Source organism: Gillisella vitis (assembly GCF_021559775.1).
GTDB lineage: Bacteria > Pseudomonadota > Alphaproteobacteria > Rhizobiales > Rhizobiaceae > Allorhizobium > Allorhizobium ampelinum.
This window is the reverse complement of record NZ_CP056047.1, coordinates 3,499,211-3,525,117: the sequence shown is the minus strand read 5'-3', so window position 1 is coordinate 3,525,117 and position 25,907 is coordinate 3,499,211. Positions and strand designations below refer to the sequence as shown.

Annotated in this window: 25 protein-coding genes and 1 other RNA gene; 9 read left to right on the top strand and 17 right to left on the bottom strand. The window is 58.4% G+C overall.

Translation table 11 applies throughout. The features are described from left to right. The first annotated feature begins 226 nt into the window (after positions 1-226). Positions 227-1,753: an alkaline phosphatase family protein gene (locus tag AVCG78_RS16245; RefSeq protein ID WP_071202335.1), complete on the top strand. Its 1,527-nt coding sequence runs from the start codon at positions 227-229 to the stop codon at positions 1,751-1,753. 98 nt (positions 1,754-1,851) lie between these two features. After that, entirely contained in the window at positions 1,852-2,478 is a 627-nt protein-coding gene (locus tag AVCG78_RS16240) for a ribonuclease D (protein WP_012654597.1), read from the top strand. An 85-nt stretch (positions 2,479-2,563) separates the two neighbouring features. On the opposite strand, the gene lepA is transcribed toward AVCG78_RS16240, so the two are convergent. Together lepA and ftsZ are read right to left on the bottom strand one after the other, a co-directional pair. Further along, positions 2,564-4,387, bottom strand: a complete 1,824-nt coding sequence (lepA, locus tag AVCG78_RS16235; RefSeq protein WP_060719491.1) for a translation elongation factor 4 — start codon at positions 4,385-4,387, stop codon at positions 2,564-2,566. Between the two features lie 87 nt (positions 4,388-4,474). Continuing rightward, a complete protein-coding gene (gene ftsZ, locus AVCG78_RS16230) occupies positions 4,475-5,461 on the bottom strand; it encodes a cell division protein FtsZ (protein ID WP_049777113.1) in 987 nt (328 codons plus the stop codon). Between the two features lie 184 nt (positions 5,462-5,645). On the opposite strand from ftsZ, the gene AVCG78_RS16225 reads away from it, so the two are divergent. After that, on the top strand, positions 5,646-6,230 hold the full coding sequence (locus AVCG78_RS16225; protein WP_071202334.1) for a helix-turn-helix domain-containing protein: 585 nt from the start codon (positions 5,646-5,648) through the stop codon (positions 6,228-6,230). Between the two features lie 16 nt (positions 6,231-6,246). Continuing rightward, positions 6,247-6,771, top strand: coding sequence for a GNAT family N-acetyltransferase (locus AVCG78_RS16220; protein ID WP_071202767.1), 525 nt, complete (start codon positions 6,247-6,249; stop codon positions 6,769-6,771). Between the two features lie 49 nt (positions 6,772-6,820). Here the strand turns inward: AVCG78_RS16220 and AVCG78_RS16215 are convergent, their stop codons facing one another. Continuing rightward, positions 6,821-7,009, bottom strand: coding sequence for a YegP family protein (locus AVCG78_RS16215; RefSeq protein WP_012654592.1), 189 nt, complete (start codon positions 7,007-7,009; stop codon positions 6,821-6,823). 168 nt (positions 7,010-7,177) lie between these two features. Between AVCG78_RS16215 and AVCG78_RS16210 the strand changes: the two genes are divergently transcribed. Further along, positions 7,178-7,501: a SelT/SelW/SelH family protein gene (locus tag AVCG78_RS16210; protein ID WP_012654591.1), complete on the top strand. Its 324-nt coding sequence runs from the start codon at positions 7,178-7,180 to the stop codon at positions 7,499-7,501. Between the two features lie 36 nt (positions 7,502-7,537). Here AVCG78_RS16210 and AVCG78_RS16205 read toward each other — a convergent pair whose 3' ends face one another. The 3 genes from AVCG78_RS16205 to ffs form a co-directional block, all read right to left on the bottom strand. After that, on the bottom strand, positions 7,538-7,861 hold the full coding sequence (locus AVCG78_RS16205; protein ID WP_012654590.1) for a YbaB/EbfC family nucleoid-associated protein: 324 nt from the start codon (positions 7,859-7,861) through the stop codon (positions 7,538-7,540). 99 nt (positions 7,862-7,960) lie between these two features. Then, positions 7,961-9,871, bottom strand: coding sequence for a DNA polymerase III subunit gamma/tau (locus tag AVCG78_RS16200; RefSeq protein WP_071202333.1), 1,911 nt, complete (start codon positions 9,869-9,871; stop codon positions 7,961-7,963). Positions 9,872-9,942: 71 nt separating this feature from the next. Then, positions 9,943-10,039, bottom strand: an RNA gene (ffs, locus tag AVCG78_RS16195) — signal recognition particle sRNA small type. A 135-nt stretch (positions 10,040-10,174) separates the two neighbouring features. Here ffs and AVCG78_RS16190 point away from each other — a divergent pair. The 3 genes from AVCG78_RS16190 to AVCG78_RS16180 all read left to right on the top strand — a co-directional run bounded on the left by AVCG78_RS16190 (position 10,175) and on the right by AVCG78_RS16180 (position 13,811). Next, positions 10,175-10,582: an HIT family protein gene (locus AVCG78_RS16190; RefSeq protein ID WP_071202332.1), complete on the top strand. Its 408-nt coding sequence runs from the start codon at positions 10,175-10,177 to the stop codon at positions 10,580-10,582. Further along, the gene (gene nudC, locus AVCG78_RS16185) at positions 10,579-11,544 is read left to right on the top strand and encodes an NAD(+) diphosphatase (RefSeq protein WP_071202331.1); all 966 of its coding nucleotides are present in this window, start codon (positions 10,579-10,581) and stop codon (positions 11,542-11,544) included. The genes AVCG78_RS16190 and nudC overlap by 4 nt, the downstream gene beginning before the upstream one ends. Before the next feature lie 296 nt (positions 11,545-11,840). Further along, positions 11,841-13,811, top strand: a complete 1,971-nt coding sequence (locus AVCG78_RS16180) for a glycoside hydrolase family 3 protein (RefSeq protein WP_071206319.1) — start codon at positions 11,841-11,843, stop codon at positions 13,809-13,811. Between the two features lie 48 nt (positions 13,812-13,859). Here the strand turns inward: AVCG78_RS16180 and AVCG78_RS16175 are convergent, their stop codons facing one another. Both AVCG78_RS16175 and AVCG78_RS16170 read right to left on the bottom strand, forming a co-directional pair. Next, positions 13,860-14,657 (bottom strand): prephenate dehydratase, encoded by a 798-nt coding sequence (locus AVCG78_RS16175; RefSeq protein ID WP_071202764.1) that lies wholly within the window; start codon positions 14,655-14,657, stop codon positions 13,860-13,862. A gap of 67 nt (positions 14,658-14,724) precedes the next feature. After that, positions 14,725-15,474, bottom strand: a complete 750-nt coding sequence (locus AVCG78_RS16170) for a 3-deoxy-manno-octulosonate cytidylyltransferase (RefSeq protein WP_071202329.1) — start codon at positions 15,472-15,474, stop codon at positions 14,725-14,727. Between the two features lie 157 nt (positions 15,475-15,631). Between AVCG78_RS16170 and AVCG78_RS16165 the strand changes: the two genes are divergently transcribed. Beyond that, complete coding sequence (locus AVCG78_RS16165) at positions 15,632-16,189, top strand: c-type cytochrome (protein WP_012654583.1); 558 nt, start codon at positions 15,632-15,634, stop codon at positions 16,187-16,189. 623 nt (positions 16,190-16,812) lie between these two features. On the opposite strand, the gene AVCG78_RS16160 is transcribed toward AVCG78_RS16165, so the two are convergent. The 9 genes from AVCG78_RS16160 to AVCG78_RS16120 form a co-directional block, all read right to left on the bottom strand. Beyond that, a complete protein-coding gene (locus AVCG78_RS16160) occupies positions 16,813-18,534 on the bottom strand; it encodes an ABC transporter substrate-binding protein (protein ID WP_071202328.1) in 1,722 nt (573 codons plus the stop codon). Positions 18,535-18,679: 145 nt separating this feature from the next. After that, on the bottom strand, positions 18,680-18,961 hold the full coding sequence (locus AVCG78_RS16155; RefSeq protein WP_060719440.1) for a DUF2160 domain-containing protein: 282 nt from the start codon (positions 18,959-18,961) through the stop codon (positions 18,680-18,682). Positions 18,962-18,974: 13 nt separating this feature from the next. Continuing rightward, positions 18,975-19,787 carry a carbohydrate ABC transporter permease gene (locus AVCG78_RS16150; protein ID WP_139191535.1) on the bottom strand — a complete coding sequence of 271 codons (813 nt, stop codon included), beginning with the start codon at positions 19,785-19,787 and terminating at the stop codon, positions 18,975-18,977. A 3-nt stretch (positions 19,788-19,790) separates the two neighbouring features. Beyond that, on the bottom strand, positions 19,791-20,678 hold the full coding sequence (locus AVCG78_RS16145) for a carbohydrate ABC transporter permease (protein ID WP_012654579.1): 888 nt from the start codon (positions 20,676-20,678) through the stop codon (positions 19,791-19,793). Then, complete coding sequence (locus AVCG78_RS16140) at positions 20,675-21,769, bottom strand: ABC transporter ATP-binding protein (protein WP_071202327.1); 1,095 nt, start codon at positions 21,767-21,769, stop codon at positions 20,675-20,677. The genes AVCG78_RS16145 and AVCG78_RS16140 overlap by 4 nt, the downstream gene beginning before the upstream one ends. 3 nt (positions 21,770-21,772) lie before the next feature. Then, positions 21,773-22,864 carry an ABC transporter ATP-binding protein gene (locus AVCG78_RS16135; protein WP_071202326.1) on the bottom strand — a complete coding sequence of 364 codons (1,092 nt, stop codon included), beginning with the start codon at positions 22,862-22,864 and terminating at the stop codon, positions 21,773-21,775. A gap of 156 nt (positions 22,865-23,020) precedes the next feature. Next, positions 23,021-24,559 (bottom strand): glycerol-3-phosphate dehydrogenase, encoded by a 1,539-nt coding sequence (locus AVCG78_RS16130; RefSeq protein ID WP_081355215.1) that lies wholly within the window; start codon positions 24,557-24,559, stop codon positions 23,021-23,023. 88 nt (positions 24,560-24,647) lie between these two features. Next, positions 24,648-25,418, bottom strand: coding sequence for a DeoR/GlpR family DNA-binding transcription regulator (locus AVCG78_RS16125; protein WP_071202324.1), 771 nt, complete (start codon positions 25,416-25,418; stop codon positions 24,648-24,650). An 83-nt stretch (positions 25,419-25,501) separates the two neighbouring features. After that, positions 25,502-25,903, bottom strand: coding sequence for a DUF2177 family protein (locus tag AVCG78_RS16120; protein ID WP_012654574.1), 402 nt, complete (start codon positions 25,901-25,903; stop codon positions 25,502-25,504). Positions 25,904-25,907: the final 4 nt, after the last annotated feature.

Sequence of the window (25,907 nt, the reverse complement as noted above, 5' to 3'; positions counted from 1 at the left end):
AGACGATTGCATAGCCACCGAATCGAGCGCGGGCGGAGCTGGAGGATTGTCACGAGGCCTGGCGGCGCAATGGCCTGACAGACAAAGCCCCCGCTGGAAGCCAAGCTCGAGAACCAAGCCTGCATGGACCTTAGAAAGACCCAAAAACCGTCCTAGGAAAACCAGATCCTCGCCGATATAAATTTTGCACATCGCGTCCGTGGCAAAACAAGCAAAGACCTCATCCATGCAGAAAAAGCCGAATATCCTGCTGATCACCGCGGACCAATGGCGGGGCGATTGCCTGTCAGCGGTCGGCCATCCCGTGGTGCAGACCCCCAATGTTGATCGACTGGCGGCAGAAGGCCTGTTGTTTCATCGACACTTTGCCGCAGCTGCTCCTTGCTCGCCGGCGCGGGCGGCGATCTATACCGGGCTCTACCAGATGAACAACCGGGTCTGTCGCAACGGCTCGCCACTCGATGCCCGTTTCGACACGGTGGCGCTGGCAGCGCGCCGGGCTGGTTACGATCCGACGCTGTTCGGCTATACCGATGTATCGCTCGATCCCCGCCACCTGCCGCCCGCCGATCCGCATCTGACCAGTTATGAGGGCGTGTTGCCGGGCTTTACGGTTGGGCAATTGCTGCTGGAAGATGATCGGCAATGGCTGAGCTGGTTGAAAACCCGGCGCGGCGGCGTGCGGCCCGGGCGCGAACTCCATCAGACCGGGCAGGAGCGGCCAGTCCAGCCCAATCAGGAACCACCGGCCTATAGTGCGGAAGAAACCCCGACCGCGTTTCTGGCCGAGGCTTTCCTGAACTGGCGCGAGGAGCAGACGCGCCCGTGGTTTGCGCATATTTCCTTCCTGCGCCCACATCCGCCCTTCTGTGTTCCCGAACCATATAACCGGATGTTTACGCCGGGCAGTGGACCCAAACCTGTGCGTCATCCGACGCTGGAAGCGGAAATGGCCGTGCATCCACTGGCAGAGCTGATGCTGCCGCAGCTGCCACAATCCTCTTTCATTGCCGGCGCCGAAGGCCGCGTCTGCGACTGGAGTTCAGAACAGATCGACGTAATCCGCGCCACCTATTACGGCATGATCGCCGAGGTCGATGCCCAGTTTGGCCGGATCGTCGATGCCCTGAAAGACAGCGGCACCTGGGACGACACAATCATCGTCTTCACCTCCGACCATGCCGAAATGCTGGGTGACCACTGGATGCTGGGCAAGGGCGGTGTCTATGATGGCAGCTATCACATTCCACTGGTGATCCGCGATCCGGCGAACACTAGCACCCACGGGCAAGTGGTGGAAACCTTCACCAGCGCCGCCGACCTGATGCCGACGCTGCTGGACCGGATGGGCGTCAGCCCGCTCAATCATCAGGACGGCGGTTCCCTGCTGCCATTTCTTGCTGGCACACCGCCTGATGACTGGCGAGACCACGCGTTCTGGGAATTCGACTTCCGGGAGGTGGTGACAAATTCCACGGAGAATGCCCTCGGTCTGAAATCCCGCCAGTGCAATCTCGCCGTGATCCGTGACGAAAAATTCAAATATGTGCATTTTGCCGGCATGCCACCGTTGCTGTTCGACCTTCAGGCTGACCCGGGCGAGTTGACCAATCTGGCCGAGGACCCGGCATATGGTGCGATAAGGCTGCATTATGCCGAAAAGCTGCTGTCGCTTCGCGCCGAGCATCTGGACCAGACCTTGGCCTATACCGAGCTTTGCGACGAAGGACCGGTGAGCAATCCGAAACTGTGACGTGATGATTTCAGGCGTGGTTCTTGATATTCGGTATCGCTGCACGGCTGTTTCCGCTATAGGCCGCACAAAGACCAAAGAGACAGCAGGAGACAGGCATGGCTTCCACCATTCGCTACCATGAAGGTGATATCAGCAGCGAAGACGCGGCGCGCTATACCCGCGCCATCGCCATCGACACCGAAACGCTGGGGCTTATCCCCCGCCGCGACCGGCTCTGCGTGGTGCAGCTTTCGCCAGGTGACGGTACTGCCGACGTGATCCGCATTGCGCCGGGCCAGCGCCAGGCCCCCAACCTGACCGCCCTGCTGGAAGACCCGACCCGGGAAAAAATCTTCCATTATGGCCGGTTCGACATCGCCGTGCTGTTCCATACCTTCGGCGTCACCACCACGCCGGTGTTCTGCACGAAAATCGCCTCGCGCCTATCGCGCACCTATACCGACCGGCATGGGTTGAAGGACAATCTCAAGGAAATGCTGGATGTGGATGTGTCCAAGGCCCAGCAATCCTCGGACTGGGCGGCAGAAACGCTGTCTCCCGCGCAGCTCGAATATGCGGCCTCCGACGTGCTCTATCTGCATGCGCTGCGCGACAAGCTGACCGCCCGGCTGGTGCGCGATGGCCGCATGGACCATGCCACCGCCTGCTTTGAGTTCCTGCCGACCCGGGCCAAGCTGGACCTGCTGGGCTGGGAAGAGACCGATATTTTCGCCCATAGCTGAGTGCAGATTTTTCTCACAAAAAAGGCGGAAAACCTCCCGGTTTTCCGCCTTTTGCATTGATATAGCATCAGATCATCGAGACCGCTTATTCGTCGCTCATTTTCAGAGCGGCAATAAAGGCTTCCTGCGGAATCTCGACCTTGCCGAACTGGCGCATCCGCTTCTTGCCGGCCTTCTGCTTGTCCAGCAGCTTGCGCTTGCGGCTGGCATCGCCACCGTAGCACTTGGCAGTCACGTCCTTGCGCATTGCTGAAATGGTCTCACGCGCGATCACATTGCCGCCGATGGCAGCCTGGATCGGAATCTTGAACATATGCCGCGGAATAAGATCCTTCAGCTTCTCACACATGTCGCGACCGCGTTTTTCCGCTGCCGAGCGATGCACCAGCATCGACAGAGCATCGACGGGCTCACCGTTGACCATGATCGACATCTTGACCAAATTGCCTTCGCGATAAGCGTCCAGGTGATAGTCGAAAGAAGCATAGCCCTTGGAGATCGACTTCAACCGATCATAGAAATCAAACACCACTTCATTGAGCGGTAGTTCATAGGTCAGCATGGCCCGCTTGCCGACATAGGTCAGCTCGGTCTGCACACCACGACGGTCCTGGCAGAGCTTGAGAATGCCGCCGAGATAGTCATCCGGCGTCAGAATCGTCGCCTTGATCCACGGTTCGTGTATTTCCGAGATTCGCACCACATCGGGCATGTCCGCCGGGTTGTGCAATTCACGCTCGCTGCCATCGGTCATGAACAGCTTGTAGACAACCGAAGGCGCTGTGGCGATCAGGTCAAGGTCGAACTCACGCTCCAGCCGCTCCTGAATGATTTCCAGATGCAGCAAGCCCAGGAAGCCGCAGCGGAAACCAAAGCCCAGCGCTGCCGAACTTTCCATTTCAAACGAAAAGCTCGCGTCATTGAGGCGAAGTTTGCCCATCGCTGAACGCAGATCTTCAAAATCAGCTGCATCGACTGGAAAGAGCCCACAGAACACCACGGGCTGGGCGGGCTTGAAACCGGGCAGCATGGTGGCTGTCGGGCGCTTGTCTTCCGTGATGGTATCGCCGACGCGGGTATCGGCCACTTCCTTGATCGAGCCGGTAAAAAAGCCGATTTCGCCGGGACCAAGACTGTCAACAGCCAGCATTTTCGGCGTCAAAACGCCGACACGCTCCACCTGATATTTCGCGTCCGTCCCCATCATCCTGATAGTCTGACCCTTGGTCAAAACACCGTCGATGACGCGCACCAGAACCATAACGCCCAGATATGTATCATACCAGCTATCGACCAGCAGTGCTTTCAACGGGCCTTTGTCGCCCAGCTCACTTTTCGGCGCCGGCAAATGTTTGACAATGGCTTCCAGCACATCAGGAATGCCAAGCCCGGTCTTGGCGGAAATCAGCACGGCTTCAGAAGCATCGATGCCGATGACTTCTTCGATCTGTTCCTTGATCCGGTCCGGTTCGGCGGCAGGCAGGTCGATCTTGTTGAGAACGGTGACGATCTCATGATTATTGTCGATGGCCTGATAGACATTGGCCAGCGTCTGCGCCTCGACGCCCTGGGACGCATCCACCACCAGCAGCGAACCTTCACAGGCCGACAGCGACCGCGAGACTTCATAGGCGAAGTCGACATGGCCGGGCGTGTCGATCAGGTTCAGCACATAGGTTTCACCATCATTGGCCTTATAGTGCAGGCGCACGGTCTGCGCCTTGATGGTGATGCCGCGCTCACGCTCGATGTCCATGCTATCGAGCACCTGCTCCGACATATCACGCTCTGCCAGGCCACCGGTGGTCTGGATCAGGCGGTCGGCCAGCGTCGATTTTCCATGGTCGATATGGGCGACGATGGAAAAGTTGCGGATATGGTCGAGAGGCGTGCGGTTCTGTGTGCTCATGGCCTGCGCATATAGCAGCGCGCCCGCATGCCGCAAAGCGGAAATGCGGGGCATTTGAAGGATAATTTTGACAAAGGCCGGGCGAAATCAGCGTGCCTGCTGATGGTCGCCCTCTTCGCCAAGCCCGGTTGCGACCACCGACACTCGGAACGTGCCGTCCAGTTCCTTGTCGAAGATCGCGCCGACGACGATATCGGCCTCGTCATAGACCTCGTCGCGGATGCGGGTGGCGGCTTCATCGACCTCGAACAGCGTCATGTCCATGCCGCCGGAAATCGAGATCAGCACGCCGCGCGCGCCGCGCATCGACACTTCGTCCAGCAGCGGATTGGCAATCGCCGCTTCCGCCGCCTTCATGGCGCGGCTGTCGCCGGTCGCCTCGCCGGTGCCCATCATCGCCCGGCCCATGCCCTTCATGACGGATTTCACGTCGGCGAAGTCCAGATTGATCAGGCCTTCCTTGACGATCAGATCGGTAATGCAGGACACGCCCGAAAACAGCACCTTGTCGGCAATCACGAAAGCATCAGCAAAGGTGGTCTTGGCATCGGCAATGCGAAACAGGTTCTGGTTGGGGATGACGATGACGGTATCGGCAGCTTCACGCAGCCGCTCGATGCCTTCTTCGGCAGCCTGCATCCGGCGGCGACCTTCAAAGCTGAAGGGCTTGGTCACGACGCCGACCGTCAGAATACCGGCCTCGCGGGCCGCACGCGCAATCACTGGCGCTGCACCCGTGCCCGTGCCGCCGCCCATGCCGGCGGTGACGAAGCACATATGGGTGCCGGCCAGGTGATCCATCACTTCATGCAGGGATTCTTCGGCGGCCATCCGTCCGGTTTCCGGCACCGAACCGGCACCGAGACCCTCGGTCATTTCGGCACCAAGCTGAATGAGGCGCGGGGCTCTCGACATGGTCAGCGCCTGGGCATCGGTATTGGCGGCAATGAAATCGACGCCTTGCAGGCCTTCGTTGATCATGTTGTTGACGGCATTGCCGCCCCCACCACCAACCCCGATGACGGTAATCTTCGGCCGCATTTCCTCGATTTGCGGTTTTCTGATCTCAATCACGTCTGTCTCCTTGGGGTTGTGCTCGACTCGTCCTGTCGTGCGAATCATACGCTCTCTTGGCACGCGAAAAAGGCCGGGAGTTGGGCGACATGCAAGAGGCTTGTTGATAAAACGTGATTTTGCTGCTGTGAGCCGCACGAGAAAGGTTATTGACTCCACTATAAGATACTATATTTCTTATATCATGGAAAATACGCCTGATACCCTCACTCTCGCCATTGCAGCCAGACTAAAAGCGATCCGCACAGCACGCGGTCTGACACTAGACCAGTTGGCGGATCTCTCCGGCGTCAGCCGGGCCATGATTTCCCGTATCGAGCGCGCTGAAGCCAGCCCGACCGCCACCTTGTTGGCACGGCTATGCTCGGCGCTGGGTCAATCGCTTTCGATATTTTTTGCCGAACCCAATCATGGCTCACCCTTGATGCGCCACGCCGACCAGCCAGTGTGGCAAGACCCCGAAACCGGCTATCTGCGCCGCGCCGTTTCCGCACCCGGCACCGGTGCGCGGGTCGATGTGGTGGAGGTGGAGCTGCCGCCGGGGGCGCTTGTCCAATTTTCCGCACAGCCTGCCAGCCCCCATCCCAGCAGCAGGCAATGGCAACATGTCTGGCTGTTCGAAGGCATTATCGAGTTGACCGTCGGCGATACCGTTCACCGGCTGGAGCCGGGCGACTGTCTTTATATGGATATCAGCGAGGTCCACGCCTTTCATAACCCCACGGACCGCCCTGCCCGCTACGGCGTGATCATCGATCTTGGCCGCTGATTCGAAGGAAATGACCATGACTGCAATTCGGCTGCTAAACGCATCTGACGCCCGTGAAGCAATCCCCGACCTCTGTGAAATCCTCTGCGATTGCGTCAATGGCGGCGCATCGGTGGGTTTCATGCTGCCCTTCGACCTCGAAACGGCCCGGCCTTTTTGGGAGGCCGTCGCCAATGCTGTCGAGGCGGGTGATAGCCTGCTGCTGGTGGCAGAACATCAGGGAGCCGTGGTGGGTACGGTACAGATCGGCATGAAACAGCCGCCCAACCAGCCGCACCGTGCCGATCTCAAAAAATTGCTGGTACATCGCTCGGCCCGTGGACTTGGTCTCGCGCGCCAACTGATGGAGGCGGCGCAGCATCAGGCCGCCCGCGCAGGCAAGACATTGATCGTACTGGATACAGCGACCGGCGAACCGGCTGAAGCAATTTACGAGAAGCTCGGCTGGACGCGGGCCGGTGTCGTGCCGGATTATGCGCTGTTTCCCGACGGGCGCTTCTGCGATACGACGATTTTCTACAAGCGTGTGGGCTCTCTATAAGAGCTTGGGCACATCGGCGAGGCAATTTGGCCACGCCGATCACGCCTTATCAGACAGTTGCCGTGGTCTGGTCTTCGATCTTTGCCTCAGGCGCGTTTTTCTGAATGGAGGCAATCGCGCTCATCACCGAGGCTTTTGCCTTGTAGCCTTCAGAGCTGAACATTGTTTCGCCATTCGACGCCTTGAACCGAAACCGGAATTCGCCTGCCTTGTCTTTATAAACTTCAAATTTGTACATTCTGCCCTCCCAAGCCGGTGCTGTACATTTCTACGGATTTCACTTTTCCTAAGGCAAACTCTAAGACTATCACTGCCCAGCCTACACCGGGAAAGATTCAAATTCAATTTCACTTACTGTATTTATGCGCCAACGCGACCTATGCGAAACACCGAGAGCCTTGTCCCCATGACCACTGAACCTGAGACCGATAAGCCGAAAATAACCATTCTCTACTGCACCCAATGCAATTGGTTGCTGCGCGCCGCCTGGATGGCACAGGAACTCTTGCAAACCTTTGGCGATAGCCTAGGCGAAGTGGGCCTGATTCCTGGCACCGGCGGCAATTTCGAGATCCGCGTCAATGGTGCGCTGATCTGGGAACGCAAGCGCGACGGCGGATTTCCGGGGCCAAAGGAATTGAAACAGCGGGTGCGTGATGTGATCGAACCCGGCAAGGATCTCGGTCATGTCGACCGCACTAATGGCAAGACGGAAAAAGGCGAGGAATGACCTCGCCTTTACGAATTCGGAACTGTCGCGACCAACTTAAAACGGCAGCTTGAAACCGGGCGGGATCGGCAAGCCAGCGGTCATGTCCTTGGTTTTTTCGGCAGCGATGGCCTCGGCCTTGTCCTTGGCGTCCTTGTGGGCCGCGACGATCAGGTCTTCGAGAATTTCCACGTCGTCTTCCTTAAAGAGCGACGGATCAATCTTCAGTCCCTTCAACTCACCCTTGCCGGTCATCGTCACCGTCACCAATCCGCCGCCGGATTTTCCCTCGACCTGAAGCGATGCAATCTCTTCCTGCATCTTCTCCATCTTGGCCTGCATTTCCTTGACCTTGCCCATCATGCCCATGATGTCGCGCATATGACCTGCCTCCTTCTATATATGCCGTTGTTCTTGGCTTCGTCTGTCAGACGCGCAGCGATTTCACGCCTCCGCGACAGATGATAAGCCGGCTAAAATTTAAAACTCGATGTCGTCTCCGGGAAGGATATCACCCTCTGCGGATTCAGCCGCCGCTGGCGGCGGCAGGGCCTCGTCTTCTTCTTCGGCGACGGTGCGGATGCGTACGTCGGTGATTTTCGCGCCGGGAAAGCGCGACAGGATCGCCATGACATCCGGATCGGCGGCGGCATCGGTCATCCGCGCTTCGTGATCACTCTTTTCCTGCTCGGCCAGGGTCTTTGCCCCCGGCTCGCGGCTGAGGATCACCATCCAGCGGATATCGGTCCATTCCTCCAGCCGCTTTTGCAGATCACCAACCAGCGATTTCGGCGCCTCCGGCGGCATGTTGATCTCCAGCCTGCCGTTTTCCAGCTTGACCAGTCGTACATAGGCGCGGGTCAAGGCTTTCAGCTTCGGATCGCGGTTTGCGGTACAGAGATTGACGATGTCATCCAGCGACCGCACAGGAACCTTGGGCTCGGGCACCTTGGGCTCGGGCACATCCGGTTGGATGTCAGGTTTTGTCTCTGGACGGGCGGCAATGTCAGGCGACGGCGATGCCTTGGGAACCACCTGCAAATGCGCCGTCGGCTGGGTCTGGCCCATTGCGCGTGGGGCCGGATCGCTCGACGCCCGCGCCACCGCCTGCCCGCCATAGCTGGCCGATGCGCCGCCACCATTACCACCTCTGGGACTGGTCCCCTGCGGCGCTCCCCCGCCATCCTGCGCCATGTCCAGCAGACGGCGCGCCGCTTCTTCCGGCGAAGGCAGATGGGCGGCATGAGCCAGCCGGATTAGCACCATTTCGGCGGCACCGGCCTGACGGGAGGCATTTTCCACCTCAGGAATGCCCTTGAGCAACATTTGCCAGATGCGCGACAGCGTGGTGACGGCAACGCTCTCGGCGTAGTCCGCCCCCCGCACCCGCTCGACTTCACTCAGCGACGGGTCATTGGCACCATTGGGTACATATTTCAGCCGCGTCACCAGATGGGTAAAATCAGCAAGATCGGTCAGCACCACGCTCGGGCTGGCGCCAGCTTCATATTGACTGTTGAATTCCGAAAGAGCTGCCGCGACATCGCCGAGCACGATATGACCAAACAGATCGACCACCCGGGCGCGGTCGGCCAGACCCAGCATCCCACGCACGGCGTCTGCTTCCACCCGCCCTGCACCATGGGCAATGGCTTGATCGAGCAGTGAAAGCCCGTCACGGGCTGAGCCCTCGGCGGCACGGGCGATCATCGCCAGCGCCTCGTCTTCCGCCTCGATATTTTCCTTGGAGAGAATGGTGGAAAACAACCCGACGAGATCGCCAGCGCTGATGCGGCGCAGATCGAAGCGCTGGCAGCGTGACAGCACCGTGATCGGCACTTTGCGGATTTCGGTGGTGGCGAAGATGAATTTGACGTGTTCCGGCGGCTCTTCCAGCGTCTTCAACAATCCGTTGAAGGCAGCGGTGGAGAGCATATGCACTTCGTCGATAATATAGACCTTGTAGCGGGCCGATACCGGGCGGTAGCGTACCTGCTCGATGATTTCCCTGATGTCGTCGATACCGGTATGGGAGGCGGCATCCATCTCGATCACATCGACATGGCGGCCTTCCATGATCGCCTGGCAATGCTCGCCGGGGATTTTCAGGTCGATGGTCGGGCGGTCAATCTCAGTGGTCTTGTAGTTCAGCGCACGGGCGAGAATGCGGGCGGTCGTGGTCTTGCCGACCCCGCGCACGCCGGTCAGCATATAGGCCTGGGCAATTCGGCCCGTCTCGAACGCATTGGTGAGGGTGCGGACCATCGGCTCCTGGCCGACCATCAGGTCCGTAAAATCCTTGGGGCGATATTTGCGCGCCAGAACCCGGTAAGCACCGGAGGCTTGGCCGGACGCGGGAGCAGCTTGTGCTGTGGGTTCCAGATCGGACATCGCGCTGCCAGTCTCCCCGTTTCGGGCGGGATACGGCCACGCTTGATTAGGACTGGCCATAAACATGAAGGGTGGGAGGCTGGCACGATGACCCGTGCCGCGCTCGTTAGGGCTGCTTCCTTCCGGACCTGACCCGGTTGGCGAGTGGCTCGTCCACCACCAACCTCCCGAGCGACATATCGGCAATTCCGGCGGCAATTGCAAGCCGAGGACCAAAAAAACTGTTCGCCTTTCCGGTAAAAGTGGATATCGGCTTTACGGTCACGCATGCGTAAAAACAAAATAGCCTTGAGGAGACCGATCTTGGAGCTTTTCCGTCTCGATGAACGGCTGGCGCGCGACAGCCAGTCAATCTTGCAGCTGCCGTTAAGCGACCTGCGCCTGTCCAGGGATAGCCGCTGGCCCTGGCTGATCCTCGTGCCGCGCCGCAATGATATCACGGAGATTTTCGAGCTTTCCAAGGACGACCAGATCCAGCTGCTGCACGAACAGGTGCATGTCGGTGCCGCCTTAAAAACCGCAACCGGCGCCACCAAGATCAACATTGCCGCCATTGGCAATGTGGTTCGACAGCTCCATGTTCATGTCGTCGCCCGCTTTGAAACCGACCCGAACTGGCCTGGGCCGATCTGGGGCCATGGGGTGGCAGAGCCCTATTCGGACACAGCCCTTGCGGCGATGACAACGACAATTCTGGATGCGCTGACATGACCTCAATTTCCCTGTTTGATATCGATACACCCCATCCAGAGGCAAGCGCCCTCACCGCCTTTTCCGGCAACGGACTGGAGCGCTACGCCGAGCATCGCTCGGAAGAAAGCCTCTCGGAAGCCTTCAAGGCCGAGGGCATGCATGTGCTGGCTTTTGCCGGCAATCGGCTGGTGTTCAAACATGAAGGACTGGTGCTGGACCCGCTATTTGCACCTTACGAGCTGACCGCCCTGCGACCGGACCTCGACAATGCCGTGCTTTTGGGTCGCCGCCCCAGCGGCGAGCCGCGCATCGCCGTCCCCATGACAATCAGCGAGGAGCAGCTTGCCACTGGCTACAAGGCCTTGACAGCGCGCGAGCTGTTTCGTGATCCCAATATTGATGCCGAACTGGTCGGCGAAGCGGCACAAGGTTTCAGCCTCTTACACTGGAACAGTGAGAACCGCTTCTGCGGCACCTGCGGCAAGCCGATGGAGCCGCGACTTGGCGGCTACAAGCGCGAATGTCCGGCCTGCGGGCGCATGGCCTTTCCGCGCACTGATCCGGTGGTAATCATGATGACGGTGGATGAGGACAACGACCGCTGCCTGCTGGGGCGCGGAGCGCATTTTCCAGAAGGCATGTATTCCTGCCTCGCAGGCTTTGTCGAACCGGCGGAAACCATCGAAAACGCCGTGCGGCGCGAGACCTATGAGGAGGCCGCGATCACCATCGGGCGTGTACGCTACCACGCCTCCCAGCCCTGGCCGATGCCACATCAGTTGATGATCGGTTGCTATGCACAGGCCCTGAGCTTCGAGATTTCCCGCGACGAGAACGAACTGGCCGATTGCCGCTGGTTCAGCCGGGCCGAGGTGCAGGCGATGATCGATCTTGAGACTGAGACGGTAAAGGCCCCCGCGCCCGGCACCATTGCCCATCGCCTGATGAGCGACTGGCTTGACTGGGGCAAGGCTGGTTAAGGTCGTGAATACTGCGTCAGGAACGGCCTTTAACACCATTTACGCGGAAAACGTGCGAGGCTATAGTAAGCGAATGTGATGTCATCGTCCGATGGGAGGGGTCAACGGACGATGACGCAAAACATCACGCGCGACAGAATTGGCCTATTTCGAGGGAGGATATATCTTTGCTTTCAAAACCCAACGCCACGGTGAAACGGCGGGCTGTGCCTCGATAGGCCTTCCGCGCTCGGCCTTTCAGACATCTGTTTTTTGGCCCGGTTTCGGCGAAAATTCATCAATTCAGGAAATCATCGATGAAAATGTTTAGCTTGGCGTCCTGCGCCATTCTGATGGCGTCTGTTGCCATCGCGCAAAATCAACCTGTCGTCGTCGCCCGTTCTGCGGCGATCCTCACGGTCGATGGAAAGACCTTCAAGGACCTTAACCGCAACGGCCGCCTCGACCCTTATGAGGATTGGCGTCTAACACCTGCGGAGCGCGCAAGTGACCTCGTCAGCCAGATGACCCTGATCGAAAAGGCCGGGTTAATGATGCATGGAACCGCCCCGGCTTTGGCGTCCGGATCGGAGGCCGGACAGGGACGCGGCAGCGGGTATGATCTGGAGCGGATCAAGCCCCTGATCAACGATGCCAAGGTTGCCACCTATATTACCCGGCTATCTTTGCCGCCCGAACAGCTGGCCACAGAAAACAATAAGCTCCAGGAGATTGCCGAGGCGAGCCGGCTTGGTATTCCGCTGACGATCAGCACCGACCCGCGCAACCATTTCCAGTATGTGCTGGGCGCTTCGGCCCAGAGCGGTGGCTTTTCCAAATGGCCGGAAAGCCTGGGGTTTGGGGCGCTCGACGACGCGAAACTGACGCGCCGGTTCGGCGATATCGCACGACAGGAATATCTGGCCGTCGGCATCCAGCAGGCCCTGTCACCGCAAATCGATCTTGCCACGGAACCACGCTGGCCACGCTCGACCGGCACATTCGGAGAAGATCCGCAGATTTCCAGGCGCATGGCAGAGGCCTATGTCGCTGGTTTCCAGAACGGCACCACGGGCCTGAAGCCCGGCAGCGTCAGCGCCGTCGCCAAGCACTGGGTGGGCTATGGCGCAGCACCGCAAGGCTTTGACGGCCATAACTCCTATGGTCGCCACGTGGTTTTTAAGGCCAAGGACTTCGAAAAGCATGTCACCCCCTTCAAAGGTGCCTTTGCCGCCAAGGTGGCGGGCATCATGCCGACCTATTCGATTGTCGATGGCGTGAAGCTTGACGGCAAACCCCTGGAGCCCGTGGCCGCAGGCTATAGCAAGCAATTGCTGACGGATCTGCTGCGCAAGCGCTACAAGTTCGATGGCGTCGTGGTCAGCGACTGGCTGATTACCAATGACTGCAAGGATGAATGCCTGAATGGCGAAAAGCCCGGCGACACGCCGATCATCCGGCCCGATACGTTTGGCATGCCCTGGGGGGTCGAGGATCTCAGCCGAGAGGATCGTTTTGCCAAGGCGGTGAACGCCGGCATCGACCAATTCGGCGGCGTTGCCAATTCCGATATCCTGGTGAAAGCCGTGGAGGACAAGAAAGTCAGCGAAATCAGGATCAATCAGTCTGCCAAGCGGTTGCTGATCCAGAAGTTTGAACAAGGCCTGTTCGAAAACCCCTATGCCGACCCGCAAAAGGCCAAAGCCATCGTTGGCAATGCCGATTTTGTCGCCGAGGGCGAGAAGGCCCAGGCCCGCGCCATGGTTGTTCTGCAAAACAAGGGGAAGATTCTGCCGGTCAAGCCTGGCATGAAGGTCTATCTTCTCAATGTCGATGCCGCCACTGCCCAGGAGCGCGGTTATCAGGTGGTGACAAAACCGGAAGAGGCCGATTTTGCCCTGGTCCGTCTGATGGCACCGTTTGAGCGCTTGCATCCCAACTATTTCTTCGGGGCGCGGCATGAGGAAGGCGACCTATCCTTCAAGCCCGGCAACCCCGATTACGACGCCGTGACCGCCATTGCCGGAAAGACACCGATCATTGCCACGGTGTTTCTGTCACGCCCGAGTATTCTCACCAATTTGAAGGATCAGACAAAGGCGTTGATCGGCAATTTCGGCGCCAGTGACGAGGCGCTGTTCAACGTCATTGAGGGCAAGCAGAAGGCGCGAGGCAAGCTGCCGTTTGAACTGCCGTCGTCCATGCAGGCTGTCGAGGCACAGGCACCAAGCACACCGCATGATTCGAAAAAGCCGCTCTACAAGATCGGCTATTCGCAGACATATTGAGTGCGCAGAGCAATGGCGGCACCCCGCCGCCATTGTTCCAATCTATGATTAAAACTTGCCGCGCATGGCGTGAGCCTTGTAGACGCCGAGAATGTGGACCTTCTCGGAGAAGAAGCGCAATTCCTCCAGCGCCCGCTTGACCGGCGCATCCTCTGGGTGCCCTTCGATATCGGCATAAAACTGGGTGGCGATGAATTTGCCGCCGATCTGGTAGCTTTCCAGCTTGGTCATATTGACCCCATTGGTGGCAAAACCACCCATGGCCTTGTACAGCGCTGCCGGAATATTGCGGACATTGAAAACGAAGGTGGTGATGAAGCTTTCATCCGCAGCCGTCCGCTTCAACGCCACCTCATCGCGCGACAGCACCACGAAGCGGGTGATGTTGTTTTCGGAATCCTCGACATTTTCGGCGAGAATATCCAGCCCATAGAGCGAGGCGGCCAGGCGCGGTGCCAAGGCCGCCATGGAGCGGTCGCCCAGTTCCGCAACCTGCTTGGCAGCCCCTGCCGTATCGCCCGCCACCACGGCCTTCCAGCCATGGCTACGGATGATCTTCCGGCATTGGCCGAGCGCATGGATGTGGCTGTGGACCGTGCGGATCTCATCTGCCTTTACGCCCGGCAGCACCATGAGCTGAAAACGGATCGGCATGAAATATTCACCGATAATCTTCAGGCGTGACAGCGGCAGCAGATAGTGAATATCGGCGACCCGCCCAGCCAGGGTGTTTTCAATCGGGATCATCGCCAGATCCGCCTCGCCGTTTTCCAGCGCCGTGAAAGCGTCCTCGAATGTCGGGCATGGCAAAGGCTCCATATCCGGGAACATATCGCGGCAGGCCATGTCGGAATTGGCGCCATAATCGCCCTGGAAGGAAATTTTGTTGGTGAGCGTGACCACGGGCTTATCCTTATTTTGCAGCCAGAATGGCGCGGGCTTTTTCCAAATCCGCCGCTGTATCGACGCCAAGCGGCACAGTATCGACAATCTCGACATCGATGCGCATGCCCGCTTCCAGCGCCCGTAGCTGTTCCAGCGATTCGCGCTTTTCCAGCACTGAGGGAGACAGCGCCACAAACCGTTCCAGCGCGGCGCGGCGATAGGCGTAGAGGCCGATATGATGATAAAGCGGCCCCTTGCCGTGCGGGGCGGTGGCGCGGGTGAAATACAATGCCCGCAAACGGTTGTCCGACAGCGGCGCGCCGACGACCTTCACCACGTTGGGATTGGTCTTTTCCGCCTCATCCTCGATCTCCACCGTCAGCGTGGCGATATCGACCTGCGGGTCCTCCAGGGGGCGCAAGGCGGCACGAATCGTCTCCGGGTCAATGGTGGGCAGGTCGCCCTGAACGTTGATGATGATCTCGGCCTCGCCCTCCGGATCGACCGTCATCAGCGCTTCATGGATGCGATCCGAACCGGATTGATGCTGCTCGCCGGTCATAACAGCTTCAAAACCGGCTGCCGTCACCGTGGCGAACACATCAGGATGATCCACCGCCACGACGATACGTCCGACATTGGCCTCCGCTGCACGCTTTGCCACCTGGACGATCATCGGCAGACCGGCAATGTCAGCCAGAGGCTTACCGGGAAGCCTTGTGGAGGCCATGCGGGCGGGGATGAGAACCAGGGTTTTGAAGCGTGTATGGTCAGACATCGGTATTCGCCTTTGAAAGCAATGGGGGTAAGTGGCAAAACGTCTCAGGGCGGCGGAGCATAATCGGGTTGCAACTGTCAAGCAAAAGTCTTAGCCTTTTCATAGATGGAGGCTTGTCCGATTTCTACTGCGCGGACTGCATGGGGAGCGATAACCAATGAATTCCTACATGAATATGGGAGCAGGCGCACTGCTTGGTACGATCTTCGTACTGATGTCGGTGTCCATTGCGTCGGAGGGGATTTTCCACGCGCCGACCCCCGAAAAGGAAGGCTATGCCATCGTGGCTGCCGAAGCGCCTGCCGCTGGCGGCGCGGAAGGTGCGGCACCAGCCGCAGCCGACAAGCCGATTGCGGAACTGCTGGCATCGGCAGACGTCAAGGCTGGCGAGGCCATTTTCAAGAAATGCACAGCCTGTCATAGCGTCGACAAGGGCGGAGCCAACAAGGTTGGACCCAACCTTTGGGGCGTTGTCGACCGGCCCGTCGCCAGTCATGAAGGCTTTGCCTATTCCGCCGGTATGAAGGATTTCTCCAAAGGCAGCTCCGAGCACTGGACCTTTGAAAACCTCAACCACTTCCTGACCGCGCCAAAGAAATTCGTGGCGGGTACGGCGATGGGCTTTGCCGGTATTCCCAAGGAACAGGACCGCGCCAACCTGCTGGTGTATCTTCACAACCAGTCCGACAATCCGGTGGCGTTACCGACCAATTGATCGACCGCTGTCGTAAACGCGGCAGGGGAAAAGCATGATATAGATAAAACGCCCGGCAACATTGCCGGGCGTTCAGTTTGTTGACAAACCTCGATCTCAACATTTCGTCGCCCTCGGGCCTGTCCCGAGGGTCCACAGTACACGACGCAAGCATTTTCGTGCGTGGTTTACCCCCCTCTGTCCTGCCGGACATCTCCCCCTCACGGGGGGAGATCGACAAGGATTGGGCTTCCCAATCCACATCATCTCCCGCGAAGTATTTGTTAAATATATGAAATCATTGACAATTCAGGAGAAGCGAGCGGCTACTCCATCCGATCTCCCCCCTTGAGGGGGAGATGCCTGGCAAGGCAGAGGGGGTGAGCCACACGGAAAAACATTTGCGTCGTGTACTGTGCCGAGGGTCTACTGTTGCAGAATAAGTCATTGACGTTGTTAATTAAATTAACGTGCTTGGATGCTCGGCACAAGGCCGAGCATGACGTTGAGGATAAATGCAGACTTTGTCAGCAGTCTGAACGCCCGGCAACATTGCCGGGCGTTTTTTGTACCGTATTTTGCTGCGGTGAAGAACGTTTCCGATGCCGCGCATCATTATGCGCGGCATCGATCATTGATGTTTCTTACTTCTGCCAGCTCTTCACCAATTCGTCGTAATTGATGGTGATCGGCTTTTCCTTTTCGTTGGCCAGCTTGGGCTGTGGCGCCAGGCTGCCATGGTCCTTGGCGTATTTTTCCCAATAGGCGGCGTCCTTCGGCTCGTTCAGCTTGGGGCCGAATTCGCCCTGCACCTTGGCGCGTTCCAGACGGGAGAGAATGCCCTCCTGGGCCTTGCACAAAGCATCCATGGCTTCCTGCGGGGTCTTGGCACCGGCTGCCGCATCGCCAATATTCTGCCACCACAATTGCGCCAGCTTCGGATAATCAGGCACATTGGTTCCGGTCGGCGTCCACTGCACGCGGGCCGGTGAGCGATAGAATTCCACCAGACCGCCGAGTTTCGGCGCGCGGTCGGTGAAGGTCTTGTCCATGATGGACGACTGACGGATGAAGGTCAGTCCGGTCTGGCTTTTCTTTACATCCACGGTTTTGGAGGTGACGAACTGAGCATAGAGCCAGGCGGCTTTGGCTCGGTCCGTGGGCGTGGATTTCATCAGCGTCCAGGAGCCGACATCCTGATAGCCAAGCTTTTGGCCTTCATGCCAGTAGGAACCATGCGGCGATGGTGCGACGCGCCATTTCGGCGTACCATCGTCATTGACAACAGGCAGACCAGGCTTGGCCATATCGGCGGTAAAGGCCGTGTACCAGAAGATCTGCTGGGCGATATTGCCCTGGGCGGGAACCGGGCCGGATTCGGAGAAGGTCATGCCCTGCGCTTCTGGCGGGGTATATTTCTTCAACCATTCCAGATATTTGGTGACGGCATAGACCGAGGCCGCCCCATTGGTATCCCCACCGCGATCGACGCAGGAACCGGTCGGCTGATCCTTGTCGTTGACACGGATGCCCCATTCATCGACGGGCTTACCATTCGGCAGACCTTTGTCGCCATTACCGGCCATCGACAGCCAGGCATCGGTAAAGCGCCAACCGAGCGAGGGGTCCTTCTTGCCATAGTCCATGCTGCCATAGACTTTCTTGCCGCCAATCTCGCGGCCGGTGAAGAACTTGGCGATGTCTTCATAGGCCGACCAGTTGACCGGCACACCCAGCTCGTAACCGTATTCCTTCTTGAACTCTTCCTTGATCTTCGGGTCGTTGAACCAATCGTAGCGGAACCAGTAGAGGTTGGCGAATTGCTGGTCGGGAAGCTGGTAGAGCTTGCCATCCGGGGCTGTCGTGAAGGACAGGCCGATATAATCCTTCAAATCCAGCATCGGATCGGTGACATCCTTGCCCTCGCCCGTCATCCAGTCCGTCAGGTTGCGGACCTGACCATAGCGCCAATGGGTGCCGATGAAGTCGGAATCGTTGACCCAACCGTCATAAAGGTTCTGGCCAGTCTGCATCTGGGTCTGGATCTTCTCGACGACATCACCCTCCTGAATGACGTCGTGAATGAGCTTGATGCCGGTGATCTTGCTGAACCACGGCGCCAGCACCTTGGATTCGTAGGCATGGGTGGTCAGCGATTCGGAAACGACATGGATTTCCATGCCCGAAAAGGGCTTGGCAGCATCCACATACCATTGCATCTGCTTTTCCTGATCCGCCCGCGACAGCGAGGATTCCCCCTTGATCTCCTGATCGAGAAATTGCTTGGCTTCATCCATCCCGGCATAGGCAGCACCAGTCATGGCCAGCAGCATCGCCGCCGTTGTCGTCATTAAGTGCTTTCGCATCATGTCCTCCCAGAGTTTGCGATTGCAGGCGTATTTCAAAATATTTCAGCGTTTCCTTGGAAACACTGAAATATTTTAACTCTTTGCTTTACGCATTTCCGGACGGAAAACCGCTTCACACTTTTCCTGGAAATGCTCTTACCTCTCAAACCGTCCGGAACACGCCGATGGCGTAGATGACCGAAAGACCGAGAGCCCACCACAGGCTGAGACTGGACAGCCCCAACCATGCGAGATGAATGAAGGCGGAGCCGAGCAGCGACACGAACAGCCTGTCGCCGCGTGTCGTCTCGAACCGCAGAATGCCGACGCGGGGATTGCCGCCCGGCGAAAAATACTCCCAGACCGACAGGGCGATCAGCAACGCCAGAATGGTGATGAAAAACAGCGCCGTGGGCGTGGTCCAGGCCATCCATGACAGGTTCATCGTGTCCTCCTCCTCAGACGCGGCCGAGGGCAAAGCCCTTGGCGATATAATTACGGACAAAATAGATCACCACGGCGCCGGGAATCAGCGTCAGCACACCGGCTGCGGCCAGCAGGCCCCAATCGACGCCGGAGGCTGACACCGTGCGGGTCATCACGGCGGCAATCGGTTTGGCATCAACAGTGGTCAGCGTGCGGGCGATCAGCAGCTCCACCCATGAGAACATGAAGCAGAAGAAGGCCGCGACCCCGATGCCGGAAGCAATCAGCGGTATGAAGATCTTCACGAAAAAGCGGGGAAATGAATAGCCGTCGATATAAGCCGTTTCATCGATCTCCTTGGGGATACCGGACATGAAACCTTCCAGAATCCACACCGCCAGCGGCACGTTGAACAGGCAATGGGCCAGCGCCACCGCAATATGCGTGTCGATCATGTCAAAGGCCGAATAGAGCTGGAAAAACGGCAGGGCAAACACGGCGGGTGGTGCCATGCGGTTGGTCAGCAGCCAAAAGAACAGGTGCTTGTCGCCCAGAAACCGGTAGCGCGAGAAGGCATAGGCAGCAGGTAGTGCGCAGGCGACCGAAATCACCATGTTCTGCACCACATAGATGATCGAATTGATATAGCCCGAATACCAGGACCGGTCGGTGAAGATGGTGATGTAATTCTTCAGCGTCGGCTCATGCGGGTAGAGCGTCAGGGAACTGAGGATTTCCTGGTTGGTCTTGAAGCTCATGTTGACGAGCCAGTAGATCGGCAGCAACAGAAACAAAATATAGAGACTGACGATCAGGACGGAGCGAAGGGACCGGCTGTTGTTCATGGCTTAGTCTCCCTTCGGTGCTGACGCACTCTGGGCGTCGCTATGGGTCATGACAGTGTAGAAGACCCAGGACAGCAGCAGAATGATCAGGAAGTAAATGATCGACATGGCCGCCGCAGGTCCGAGGTCGAACTGGCCGAGCGCCATTTTCACCAGATCGATCGACAGGAAAGTGGTGGAATTGCCCGGACCGCCGCCGGTGACGACGAAAGGCTCGGTATAGATCATGAAACTGTCCATGAAGCGCAGCAGCACGGCAATCAGCAGCACCTGCTTCATCTTCGGCAGCTGGATGTAGCGAAACACCGACCAGCGCGAGGCGCCATCAATCCGGGCCGCCTGGTAATAGGCATCCGGGATCGACACCAGACCAGCATAGCACAGCAGCACGACAAGGCTGGTCCAATGCCAGACATCCATAACGACGATGGTCGCCCAGGCATCGAATGGATTGGCCACATAATTATAATCGAGACCGACGGCGTTGAGGGTATAGCCGAGCAGGCCGATATCGCTACGCCCAAACACCTGCCAGATGGTGCCGACCACATTCCACGGGATCAGCAGCGGCAGAGCCATCAGCACTAGGCAGACCGGTACGCCAAGCCCGGTCTTCGGCATGTTCAGCGCGATCAGAATGCCAAGCGGCACTTCGATGGCAAGAATGATCATCGAGAAGATCAGATTGCGCCACAGCGCATCCCAGAACCGTTCCGATTGCAGCGTCTGGGTGAACCAGTCGGAACCGGCCCAGAAGAAGTCGTTATTGCCGAACGTGTCCTGCACCGAATAATTCACCACGGTCATCAGCGGAATAACAGCGGAAAACGCCACCAGCAGCAGCACCGGCAACACCAGAAACCAGGCCTTGTTGTTCCAGGTCTTGTTCATGACCTTACCCCTCCCAATCCGGCACCGGCGAAATCAACCCGCCAGGAATTTGCGTAGATACTGATGGCGGACGGATCGAAGCTCACTTTCGGCTCGGCTGGAATATCGGCATCCTCCCGCAGCACGATAGAAATCGGCTGGTCGGCAAAACGGGCGCGCACGATTTTCTGGCGTCCGATATCCTCGACTTTGGAAATCTGCACCGGCATGCCCTCGCGGCCAAGGCGAATGAATTCCGGGCGGATGCCAAGCTCGGTAAGCGCTTCGCCCGGGATGACCGGACGGCCCGGAAGAGCGACCCGCTCACCGCCGATCATCGCGGTATCGCCATCGATGCCGGCGGCCAGCACGTTCATGCCCGGCGAGCCGATGAAATAACCGACGAATGTATGTTTAGGCCGGTCGAACAACTCGGCTGGCGTACCGATCTGGACGATTTGCCCGTCATACATCACCACCACCTTGTCGGCGAAGGTCAGCGCCTCGGTCTGGTCATGGGTGACATAGACCATGGTATAGGCGAATTCCCGGTGCAATTGCTTGAGTTGGGCGCGCAGCATCCATTTCATATGCGGATCGATCACCGTCAGCGGCTCGTCGAACAGGATGGCATTGACATCGGAGCGCACCAGCCCGCGGCCAAGCGAGATCTTTTGCTTCTGGTCGGCGGTGAGGCCTTGGGCCTTGCGCTTGGCCCAGGCTTCGAGGTCGATCATCTTCAGGATGGTGCGCACCCTGGCATCGACTTCCGCCTCCGGCACACGCCGATTTCTGAGCGGAAAGGCCAGATTGTCGTAGACGGTCATCGTGTCGTAGACGACGGGAAACTGGAACACCTGGGCAATGTTGCGCGCCTCGGTGGACAAGTGCGTCACATCCTTGTCGCCAAACAGGATGCGCCCATCCGAAGGCTGCAACAGGCCGGACATGATGTTGAGCAGGGTGGTCTTGCCACAGCCGGAGGGACCGAGCAGCGCATAGGCACCGCCATCGTCAAACTCGTGATGCACTTCCTTCAGTGCATAGAGCGGATTGGCCAGCCCCTTCGGGCCATAGGCGTGGCGGATATGATCGAGGGAAATTCGGGCCATCGTTTACTCCCCCTGTCCGGCCAGCTGTCCGGCAAGCGCCCGGCCACTGGCATCGAAGGCCATCAGGTGACGGGTATCGAGATGGACCTGCACATCGCGGCCCGGTTCGATATCGTGAATGCCATGCTCCAGCATCACCCAGCGTTCCCCGGCATAATCGAGATGAATATAGCTTTCCGACCCGGAAATTTCCGAGATCATCGAGCGGGCCACCAAGGGAGCGACCCCTTCGCTCGACGAGGCTCCTGCCAGCGACAGGTGATGCGGGTGAAAGCCCAGCGTCAACGGCTCCTCCGGCACATGCGACAGGTGCTGCGGCACTGTCAGAACCGGAATGCCGCCGATCATGAAATGGCCCTCGCGGCGGATGGCCTGAACAGTGTTCAACGGCGGATCGGCAAAGGTACGGGCGGTTTTCAGGTCCGCCGGGCGGCGATAAACGTCGATGGTCGGGCCATATTGCGTGACGCGGCCTTCCGACAGCGTGGCGGTATGGCCACCCAGAAGCAGGGCTTCCGACGGTTCGGTCGTCGCATAGACGAAAATCGCCCCCAATTCGGCAAAGATCTTCGGCAGTTCCTCGCGCAATTCCTCACGCAGCTTGTAATCCAGATTGGCGAGCGGCTCATCGAGCAGCACCAGGCTTGCCTGCTTGACGATGGCGCGGGCCAGCGCCGTGCGCTGCTGCTGGCCGCCGGACAGGTTGAGCGGCGTGCGCTCCAGATAGGGTGTCAGCTTCAAAAGCTCGGCAGCCTTCTTGACCTCCCGGTCGATAGTGGCCCTATCGACCTTGCGCACCCTGAGCGGCGAGGCGATGTTTTCATAGACGCTGAGGGCCGGATAATTGATGAATTGCTGGTAGACCATGGCAACCGACCGGTCCTGCACCCGCAACCCGGTGACGTCCTTGCCATCGAACAGCAGGGAACCTGACGTCGGCTTGTCCAGCCCGGCCATCAGCCGCATCAACGATGTCTTGCCCGACAGGGTCGGCCCAAGCAGAACGTTCAGCGACCCGCGTTGCAGGGTCAGGTTGACGGGATGAATGTGAACATCCCCCGCCACCACCTTGGACAGGTTTCGCAATTCCAGCATTGTGCGTCAGGCCTCCTCCGCCCGCCGACAATGACAACGGTCTGCGTCGGAACCGACACATCCATCCGCTATCATTCTTGCATTTGCCGCGCTCAAAACCTTTGACCGACTCGGTCCAGGTCCTTATGCGGCACTCCCTCTTGCGCGCTTGGCCTGTCAGGCCGCCCGCGCCTCCTCGATATAGTCTTCCAGCACCTGTGCCTGTTCGACACTGAGGAACAGGCCCTGCTTGGTGCGGCGCCAGAGAATATCCTCCGCTGTTGCCGCCCATTCCCGAGCAATCAGCCAATCCACCTCTGCCTGATACAGGGTTCCCCCGAAATAGTGCCCCAGCCCCTCCAGGCTTTTGGCACCATTGATGATCGTCGTGGCAAACGTGCCATAGCACCGCACGAGCCGACGCGCGCAACGGTCCTCCAGAAACGGAAAGGCCTTTTTCAACCGTTCGACTTCCGCCAGATAGCCGGTTGCCGGAAAATCACCGCCCGGCAAATGGCTTGTCGCGGTCCAGGGCTTGCCCTTGACGCCGATGGCCTCGCCGATCTTTTCCAATGCATGTTCACCCAGACGCCGATAGGTGGTCAGCTTGCCGCCGAATACGTTAAGCAGCGGCGCGGCCTTTTCCGGCGTTTCCAGTTTCAGCACGTAATCGCGGGTGGCCTCCTGCGCTTTGGAAGCACCGTCATCGTAGAGTGGCCGCACGGCGGAATAGGACCAGACAATGTCCTCAGGCCGGACCGGCTCGGCAAAATATTCGCTGGCGGCATCGCAAAGATAGGAGATCTCGGCGCTGGAAATCTTCACATCCTTCGGATCACCTTGATAATCCTGATCGGTCGTGCCGATCAGGGTGAAATCCGTCTCATAGGGAATGGCGAAGATGATACGATTGTCCGGATTTTGGAAGAAATAGGCACGGGGATCATCGAATTTCTTCTTTACCACGATATGGCTGCCCTGCACCAACCGCACGTTGTGAACATTGTTTCTGCCGACCGCATTGGATAGCACGCTATCGACCCATGGCCCGCCCGCATTGACAAGCATCCGCGCCTTGTAGGTGCTGCGTGCGCGGTTGGCGCGGTCCTCGACCTCAATGATCCAGAGATCACCATCCCGTCGCGCACCGATGACGCGGTTGCGGCTGAGAATTCTGGCGCCACGATCCGCAGCATCGCGGGCATTCAGCACGACGAAACGGGCATCATCGACCCAGCCATCCGAATATTCAAAGGCGCGGGTAAACAGCGGCTTCAGCGGCTTGCCCGCCTTGTCCTTGCGCATATTCAATGTTTTGGTGGCGGGCAGTAATTTGCGCCCCCCCAGATGATCGTAGAGAAACAGGCCCAGCCGGATCAACCAAGCGGGACGAATACCGCCCTTGTGGAACGGCAGCACGAAACGCATCGGCCAGATGATGTGCGGTGCCATGGCCCAGAGCACTTCACGCTCCATCAGCGCTTCGCGCACCAGCCGAAATTCATAATGTTCAAGATAGCGCAACCCGCCGTGAATGAGCTTGGTGGCACCCGAAGACGTGCCTGACGCGAAATCATTCATTTCCGCCAGCGCAACGGTATAGCCCCGCCCTACAGCGTCACGGGCAATGCCGCAGCCGTTAATGCCACCACCAATAACGAATATGTCGAAGACAGGATCGCCAGACACGTTTCTCTCCCTTTCGCAATGCAGCATTATAGTGCGCGTGCGAAACTAGATATAGCTAAAACGAACTTAAAACGAATGTCAAACGAAAGTTTAGCAGTGTCTATTGATCAGAGGGCTATGCGGCCCTGAATGCCTCGATCAACCGCACATCATGCTCACGGCAAATAGCGGCAAGGCCTTCGATATCGCAGACGTCAGTGATGAAGGTGTGAACCTGGCTGAGATGGCCGATCCGCACCGGGGCGGCGCGCTCGAATTTGGAGGAATCGGCCACAAGAATCACGTGCCGGGCATTGGCGATAATCGCCTGCGCCACCTTCACCTCCCGATAGTCATAGTCCAGTAGCGCACCATCAGGATCGATAGCCGAAGCGCCGATCACCGCATAATCCACCTTGAACTGGCGGATGAAATCGACCGCCGCTTCCCCGACAATACCGCCATCGGAGCCACGCACGACGCCACCAGCGATCACCACCTCAATGCCTGGAAAGACCCGCAGGCGATTGGCAACGTTGATATTATTGGTAATGACCATCAGGTCCTTATGGTCCAGCAATGCTTCGCCCACCGCCTCAGTCGTCGTGCCGATATTGATGAACAGCGATGCATTGTTGGGGATCAATTCGGCAGCAGCACGGCCAATCGCCTGCTTTTCCGGCGCGGCCATTGAGCGGCGCGCTTCATAGCGAACGTTTTCGGCACCGCTTGGAAAGATCGCCCCTCCATGAACCCGCGTCAGCCGGCGTGTTTCGCAGAGATCGTTGAGATCCTTGCGGATGGTTTGCGGCGTCACCGAAAAGCGCAGCGCCAAGTCGTCCACCTGCACCCGGCCTTCCGCCTTGGCGATGTCGAGAATGTCGGATTGCCGGGCAGACAGAAACATGCACCCCTCCCCGTTTTCGTTTTTCTTTCATCATAATCCAAAACGAAAGCGGTGCAATGCGCGTAACGTCTCACGTGAAACGTTTATACGAACCGGCTGGTAATCAGATAGCCAATCCCGGCTGCGGTGGCGGTCAGTACCGTGCCCCAGGCCATGTCGACCAGACTGAGCGTCAGTGACCAGGATTTCAAGGTGGCCAGATTGGTCATGTCATAGGTGCCATAGGCGATCAGCCCCAGAAGGGCACCGCTGACCAGAGCCGTTAACAGGCTGCCGCTTTGCAGGGCTGGACCGACCGCAAAATAAACAATGCCGACGATATAAAATAGATAGAACAGGCCCGCAGCGGTGAAATTGGGCTGATCCCGCATCATATCACCGATGCGGGACTTGTAAAAACCCAGCGCAATTTTGCTAAGCCAGAGGAAATCCAGGGTGAAAAACACCGCAGCCGTGGCACAATAGGCAATTGCATAGCTGCGCATATGG

What these genes read in the sequence shown, in the direction of transcription:
- AVCG78_RS16200 (WP_071202333.1), bottom strand. Translation starts at nt 9,871, where the DNA reads ATGTCCGATCTGGAACCCACAGCACAAGCTGCTCCCGCGTCCGGCCAA.
- AVCG78_RS16210 (WP_012654591.1), top strand. Translation starts at nt 7,178, where the DNA reads ATGACCACTGAACCTGAGACCGATAAGCCGAAAATAACCATTCTCTAC.
- AVCG78_RS16245 (WP_071202335.1), top strand. Translation starts at nt 227, where the DNA reads ATGCAGAAAAAGCCGAATATCCTGCTGATCACCGCGGACCAATGGCGG.
- lepA (WP_060719491.1), bottom strand. Translation starts at nt 4,387, where the DNA reads ATGAGCACACAGAACCGCACGCCTCTCGACCATATCCGCAACTTTTCC.
- AVCG78_RS16240 (WP_012654597.1), top strand. Translation starts at nt 1,852, where the DNA reads ATGGCTTCCACCATTCGCTACCATGAAGGTGATATCAGCAGCGAAGAC.
- AVCG78_RS16220 (WP_071202767.1), top strand. Translation starts at nt 6,247, where the DNA reads ATGACTGCAATTCGGCTGCTAAACGCATCTGACGCCCGTGAAGCAATC.
- AVCG78_RS16215 (WP_012654592.1), bottom strand. Translation starts at nt 7,009, where the DNA reads ATGTACAAATTTGAAGTTTATAAAGACAAGGCAGGCGAATTCCGGTTT.
- AVCG78_RS16140 (WP_071202327.1), bottom strand. Translation starts at nt 21,769, where the DNA reads ATGGCCCGAATTTCCCTCGATCATATCCGCCACGCCTATGGCCCGAAG.
- AVCG78_RS16130 (WP_081355215.1), bottom strand. Translation starts at nt 24,559, where the DNA reads ATGCTGCATTGCGAAAGGGAGAGAAACGTGTCTGGCGATCCTGTCTTC.
- AVCG78_RS16155 (WP_060719440.1), bottom strand. Translation starts at nt 18,961, where the DNA reads ATGAACCTGTCATGGATGGCCTGGACCACGCCCACGGCGCTGTTTTTC.
- AVCG78_RS16180 (WP_071206319.1), top strand. Translation starts at nt 11,841, where the DNA reads ATGAAAATGTTTAGCTTGGCGTCCTGCGCCATTCTGATGGCGTCTGTT.
- AVCG78_RS16145 (WP_012654579.1), bottom strand. Translation starts at nt 20,678, where the DNA reads ATGAACAAGACCTGGAACAACAAGGCCTGGTTTCTGGTGTTGCCGGTG.
- AVCG78_RS16205 (WP_012654590.1), bottom strand. Translation starts at nt 7,861, where the DNA reads ATGCGCGACATCATGGGCATGATGGGCAAGGTCAAGGAAATGCAGGCC.
- nudC (WP_071202331.1), top strand. Translation starts at nt 10,579, where the DNA reads ATGACCTCAATTTCCCTGTTTGATATCGATACACCCCATCCAGAGGCA.
- AVCG78_RS16135 (WP_071202326.1), bottom strand. Translation starts at nt 22,864, where the DNA reads ATGCTGGAATTGCGAAACCTGTCCAAGGTGGTGGCGGGGGATGTTCAC.
- AVCG78_RS16160 (WP_071202328.1), bottom strand. Translation starts at nt 18,534, where the DNA reads ATGCGAAAGCACTTAATGACGACAACGGCGGCGATGCTGCTGGCCATG.
- AVCG78_RS16165 (WP_012654583.1), top strand. Translation starts at nt 15,632, where the DNA reads ATGAATTCCTACATGAATATGGGAGCAGGCGCACTGCTTGGTACGATC.
- AVCG78_RS16225 (WP_071202334.1), top strand. Translation starts at nt 5,646, where the DNA reads ATGGAAAATACGCCTGATACCCTCACTCTCGCCATTGCAGCCAGACTA.
- AVCG78_RS16120 (WP_012654574.1), bottom strand. Translation starts at nt 25,903, where the DNA reads ATGCGCAGCTATGCAATTGCCTATTGTGCCACGGCTGCGGTGTTTTTC.
- AVCG78_RS16170 (WP_071202329.1), bottom strand. Translation starts at nt 15,474, where the DNA reads ATGTCTGACCATACACGCTTCAAAACCCTGGTTCTCATCCCCGCCCGC.
- AVCG78_RS16125 (WP_071202324.1), bottom strand. Translation starts at nt 25,418, where the DNA reads ATGTTTCTGTCTGCCCGGCAATCCGACATTCTCGACATCGCCAAGGCG.
- AVCG78_RS16150 (WP_139191535.1), bottom strand. Translation starts at nt 19,787, where the DNA reads ATGAACAACAGCCGGTCCCTTCGCTCCGTCCTGATCGTCAGTCTCTAT.
- AVCG78_RS16175 (WP_071202764.1), bottom strand. Translation starts at nt 14,657, where the DNA reads ATGGCCTGCCGCGATATGTTCCCGGATATGGAGCCTTTGCCATGCCCG.